This window comes from Thermohalobaculum sp., assembly GCF_058622915.1.
Genome location: NZ_JBZSYN010000131.1, coordinates 1 through 5,420, shown reverse-complemented (window position 1 = coordinate 5,420; position 5,420 = coordinate 1). Strand labels below are relative to the sequence as shown.

The 5,420-nt window shown below is 72.1% G+C and carries 6 protein-coding genes; all 6 read left to right on the top strand.

Annotated features, from left to right (window positions below):
- The coding region (locus AC32QD_RS10115; RefSeq protein ID WP_492010373.1) for an AMP-binding protein at positions 1–942 on the top strand (942 nt) is incomplete at its 5' end.
- Positions 943–1,038: 96 nt separating this feature from the next.
- On the top strand, positions 1,039–1,494 hold the full coding sequence (locus AC32QD_RS10110) for a methylated-DNA--[protein]-cysteine S-methyltransferase (RefSeq protein WP_492010372.1): 456 nt from the start codon (positions 1,039–1,041) through the stop codon (positions 1,492–1,494).
- 64 nt (positions 1,495–1,558) lie between these two features.
- On the top strand, positions 1,559–1,924 hold the full coding sequence (locus AC32QD_RS10105) for an Xre family toxin-antitoxin system antitoxin (protein WP_492010371.1): 366 nt from the start codon (positions 1,559–1,561) through the stop codon (positions 1,922–1,924).
- Positions 1,917–2,399, top strand: a complete 483-nt coding sequence (locus AC32QD_RS10100; RefSeq protein ID WP_492010370.1) for an RES family NAD+ phosphorylase — start codon at positions 1,917–1,919, stop codon at positions 2,397–2,399. The genes AC32QD_RS10105 and AC32QD_RS10100 overlap by 8 nt, the downstream gene beginning before the upstream one ends.
- Before the next feature lie 123 nt (positions 2,400–2,522).
- Positions 2,523–3,497 carry a class II fructose-bisphosphatase gene (gene glpX, locus AC32QD_RS10095; RefSeq protein ID WP_492010369.1) on the top strand — a complete coding sequence of 325 codons (975 nt, stop codon included), beginning with the start codon at positions 2,523–2,525 and terminating at the stop codon, positions 3,495–3,497.
- 7 nt (positions 3,498–3,504) lie between these two features.
- Positions 3,505–5,304 (top strand): single-stranded-DNA-specific exonuclease RecJ, encoded by a 1,800-nt coding sequence (recJ, locus tag AC32QD_RS10090; protein WP_492010368.1) that lies wholly within the window; start codon positions 3,505–3,507, stop codon positions 5,302–5,304.
- Positions 5,305–5,420 lie beyond the last annotated feature (116 nt).

Here is a 5,420-nt window from a genome sequence, read left to right as displayed (position 1 = left end):
TGGACCCTGCCGATGTTCCACTGCAACGGCTGGTGCTTCCCCTGGGCGGTGTCGGTGATGGCGGGCACCCATGTCTGCCTGCGCCAGGTGCGCGCCGGGCCGATCTACCAGGCGATCGCCGAGCACAAGGTGAACCTGATGTGCGGCGCGCCGATCGTGATGTCGGCGCTGCTGAACGCCTCCGACGAGGAGCGCAGCAGCTTCGAGCACAAGGTCAACTTCATGACGGCGGCGGCGCCGCCGCCCGAATCGGTGCTGGCCGCCATGGCCGAGGCGGGCTTCCAGGTCATCCACCTCTACGGCCTGACCGAGACCTACGGGCCGGCGGTGATCTGTGAGTGGAAGGAGGAATGGGAGAAGCTCGACCCGGCCCAGAAGGCGGCGAAGAAGGCGCGCCAGGGCGTGCCGTACGTGCCGCTCGAGCGGCTCGACGTGCTCGACCCGGCCACCATGGAAGCGGTGCCGTCCGACGGGCGGACCATCGGCGAGGTGATGTTCCGCGGCAACGTGGTGATGAAGGGGTATCTCAAGAACCAGACCGCCAGCGACGAGGCGTTCCGGGGCGGCTGGTTCCATTCGGGCGACCTCGCGGTCAAGCACGCCGACGGCTACATCCAGATCCGCGACCGCTCGAAGGACATCATCATCTCGGGCGGCGAGAACATCTCCTCGATCGAGGTCGAGGACGCGATCTACAAGCACCCCGCCGTCGCCATGGTCGCCGTGGTGGCCAAGCCCGACGAGAAATGGGGCGAGACGCCCTGCGCCTTCGTCGAGCTCAAGCCCGGGAAGGAGGCCACGGCCGAGGAGATCATCGCGTTCTGCCGCGAGCGGCTTGCGCACTTCAAATGCCCGCGCGACGTGGTGTTCGGCGAGCTGCCGAAAACCTCGACCGGCAAGATCCAGAAGTTCGAGCTGAGGAACAAAATACCGGGGAAATAGAATACCGGGGAACCGAGGCACCGCACGATCCGGGTCGCCCCGGGCTCGCCCGGCAGCCTATCTTGAGCGGCATCGCCGCTGACGAGGAGATCCGGCATGCCGGCCGCCGCGCTTGACACGCCCGTGGGGCGGCTCAGGGTCGTCGAGGCGGACGGCTGCATCGCCCGCGTCGCGTGGGATAATGCGGCGCCGGAGGGGACGAGCCCGCTGCTCGAGGAAGCCATCGCCCAGCTCGACGCCTATTTCGCCGGGCGGCTCAGGGCGTTCGACCTGCCGCTGGCGCCGGCGGAGGATGCGGTGCACGGCGCGGTCCGCACGGCGATGCGCGCCATCCCCTATGGCCAGACCCGCACCTATGGCGAGATCGCGCGCGCGCTCGGGACCTATGGCAAGCCGGTGGGCCGGGCCTGCGCCGCCAACCCCCTGCCGGTGATCGTGCCGTGCCACCGGGTGCTCTCGGCCGAGGGGCTGGGCGGCTATTCCGGGCGCGGCGGCACCGAGACCAAGATCGCGCTTTTGCGCCACGAGGGCGGCTATCCGTTCCTGGTCTGACGCGCGGGGCTTGCGGCTTGCGCCATTTGCCATCATATTTACGGCATATGGCGGAGGCGCAGCGATGGAGCCCTTGAGCTACGAGGCGATCAAGAAGGGCGTGCCCGCGGGGGCGGTGCGCGCGCTGATCGGCGAGGGCCGGCTGACGCGCGCCGACGTGGCGCTGGTGATCCCGCGGCGCACCTTCGAGCGGCGCCTCGCCGAGGATCAGGCGCTGAAGGTCGACGAGGCCGACGCCATCGCGCGGCTGTTGCGCGTGCGCGACCATGCGCGCCTCGTCTTCGAGGACGATGAGGTCGCCGACGAATGGCTCGGCACGGAAAACCCGGCGCTGGGCGGCGAGGTGCCAATCCGCATGGCGCGCACCGATGTCGGCGCGCGCGAGGTCGAGGCGGTGCTGACGCGGTTCGCGCACGGCGTGCATGGCTGATCCGGCGTCCAGAGGCAGGGTCCTGTGGCGGCTGGTCAGGCCGGACTACGCGCCGGGGCTCGACGGCGAGGGAGCGCGGCTGGCGGGGGGCCGCTGGAACAGCCCCGGCCGTGCCGTGGTCTATTGCTCGGAGACCCTGGCGCTGGCGGTGCTTGAAAGCTTCGTGCACCTCCCCCCCGCCTTGCGCGGCGTGGCGCGGCTGCCGGAAATGACGGCCGTGCAGCTCGCGCTGCCCCAGGGCGCGCAGCTGTGGCAGCCGGAGGCGGCCGAGCTGCCCAAGCCGGGCGACGCGGACGCCTGCCGGGAGTTCGGCGACGACTGGCTCGACTCGGCCCGGACGCTGGCGCTCGCCGTGCCCTCGGCGGTGGTGCCCGGGGAGCGGAACTGGCTGATCAACCCCGCCCACCCCGATGCGGACAAGGTCGAGGTGCTGGCCGAGGAGGCCTTCCGCTTCGACCCGCGCATGGGGGCCTGAGGGCCGTAAACAGGGGCGGGACTTGAAATCTGGCAGGACCGTATGTTGCGCACACCTGCCGCTTCGCCTTACAAGCCCGGAGAGGACGCGCCCCGCGCCCGCCCAGATTGATGGAGGGACTTCATGGCGACCGCCGACGACCAGTTCTCCTTCCAGGACCGGATGCTGAGCCTGGGGCTCGCACGCGTCTCGGAGGCGGCAGCCATCGCTGCCGCCCGCCTCATCGGGCGCGGCGACGAGCGCGCATCCGACCATGCCGCCACCGAGGCGATGCGGGCCCAGCTCAACATGCTCGACATCAAGGGCACGGTGGTCATCGGCGAGGGCGAGCGCGACGAGGCGCCGATGCTGTACATCGGCGAGCAGGTCGGCAAGGGCAAGGGCGAGGAAGTCGACATCGCGCTCGACCCGCTCGAAGGCACTACGCTGACCGCCAAGGCGATGCCGAACGCGCTGACCGTGGTGGCCATGGGGCCGCGCTATTCCATGCTGCACGCGCCCGACGTCTACATGGACAAGCTGGCGATCGGGCCGGGCTACCCGGACGGGCTGGTGGATCTCGACATGCCGCCGGCCGAGCGCATCCGCGTCTTCGCCAAGGCCAAGGGCGGCAAGCCCGGCGACGTCAGCGTCTGCATCCTCGAGCGCCCGCGCCATGCCGAGCTGATCTCCGAGGTGCGCTCGACCGGGGCGGCGATCCGGCTGATCACCGACGGCGACGTGGCCGGCGTCATGCACTGCACCGACCCCGACCAGACCGGCATCGACATGTATATGGGCTCGGGCGGCGCGCCCGAGGGAGTGCTGGCCGCGGCGGCGCTGAAATGCATGGGCGGGCAGCTTCAGGGCCGGCTGATTTTTAGGAACGAGGACGAGATCGCGCGGGCGCGCCGCGCCGGGATCGAGGACCTCAACGCCAAGTACAGCCGCGACGACATGATCAAGGCCGACGTGCTGTTCGCCGCCACCGGCGTGACCAACGGCTCGCTGCTCCGGGGCGCGCGCCGGGTCGGCGAATATCTCGAGACGGAGACGCTGCTGATGCGCTCGCGCACCGGCTCGGTGCGGCGCCTGATCTATCGCACCCGGAACTTCTGAGGAGGCGGTGGCCGAGGACACCTCCGGGCCGGTTGCAGGGGGAGCCTTTCTTGGCGTGGCGCGCTCGGCCACCGGGCGGCGCTGGGTCGGCCCGGGGCCGGAAGTGGAGCGGCTGGGGCTGGCGATCGCCCAGGCGACGGGGCTGCCCGAGATCGTGGGCCGCGTATTGGCCGGGCGCGGTGTGCTGCCCGAGACGGCCGGGGATTTCCTCAACCCGACGCTGAGGGCGCTGATGCCCGACCCCTCGACGCTTGCCGACATGGACCGGGCTGCCGAGCGGCTGGCCGGCGCCGTGATGCGCGGCGAGCGCGTCGCCGTGTTCGGGGACTACGACGTGGACGGAGCGGCCTCGGTGGCGCTCCTGCGCGGCTGGCTGGGGGCGCTGGGGATCGAGGCGACCCCCTACATCCCCGACCGGATCGACGAGGGCTACGGGCCGAACGTGCCGGCGATGCGCAAGCTGGCGAAGGACCACGACCTGATCCTGTGCGTCGACTGCGGCACGCTGTCCTTCGAGCCGGTGGCGGCGGCGCGGGCGGCCGGCGCCGATGTCATCATCGCCGACCACCACCTCGCCGGCGAGGCGCTGCCCGATGCGTCCGCGGTGGTCAACCCGAACCGGCCCGACGACCTCTCGGAATTGGGCTATCTGTGTGCCGCCGGCGTGGTGTTTCTGCTCATGGTCGCGGCGAACCGGGCGCTGCGCGGCAAGGGCCGGTTCCGCCGGCAGGCCGAGCCCGATCTGATCGCCTTCCTCGACCTCGTGGCGGTGGCCACCGTGGCCGATGTGGCGCCGCTGATCGGGCTCAACCGCGCGCTCGTGCGCCAGGGGCTGGGCGTTCTGGCACGCCGCGGCCGGGTGGGGCTGGCGGCGCTGGCCGACGTGGCGGGATTGTCGGCGCCGCCGACGTCGTGGGACCTGGGCTTCGCGCTTGGCCCCCGCATCAATGCCGGCGGCCGGGTGGGCGAGGCGGGGCTGGGTCAGAGACTGCTGTCGACCGCCTCGCCGCACGAGGCGGCGGCGCTGGCCGAGACGCTGAACCGCCTGAACCGCGAGCGCCGCGAGATCGAGGCGGCCGTACTCGAGGCGGCCATCGCGCAGGTCGAGGCGCGCGACCCCGCGGCGCCGCTGGTCTGGGCGGCCGGCGAGGGCTGGCACCCGGGCGTGGTGGGCATCGTCGCGGGCCGCCTGAAGGAGCGCTTCAACCGGCCGGCGGTGGTGATCGGAATCGAGGGCGACGAGGGCAAGGGCTCGGCGCGCTCGGTCGCCGGCGTGGACATCGGCTCGGCCGTGGCGGCGCTCGTGCGCGAGGGCCAACTCGCCAAGGGCGGCGGCCATGTCATGGCGGCCGGGCTGATGGTGGCGACCGGCGAGCTGGAGGCCGCGATGGAGGCGCTGGCCAAGCGGCTGGCCGCCCAGGGCGCGGGCGCGGCCGGCCCCGCCGACCTGCGCCTCGACGGGGCCCTTTCGCCCGGGGGTGCCACCGTCGAGCTGATCGAGCGGCTGGAGCAGGCGGGACCCTTCGGGCCGGCCAATCCGGCGCCCAGGCTCGCCTTCGGCCGGGTCGAAATCGAGGGCCTGCGCCCGGTCGGGCAGGGGCATTGCCGGCTCCGCCTGACCGCGCCCGGAGGCGGGAGGCTCGAGGCGATCGCCTTCCGCGCGGCCGAGCGCGGCATCGCCACGGTGCTGGAGGCGACGGCGGCCGCGCGGCGCCCGGTGCACCTGGCGGGCCGGCTCGAGATCGACGACTGGGGCGGGCGGCGCAAGGCGAAGCTGAACGTCGAGGACGCAGCGCTTCCGGCCTGAAAATCCGGCTTGCAACCGGCGCGGGCCGTCGTTATCTACGCGGCACCGCGCGCCCTTCGTCTAGCGGTCCAGGACGCCGCCCTCTCACGGCGGAAACACGGGTTCGATTCCCGTAG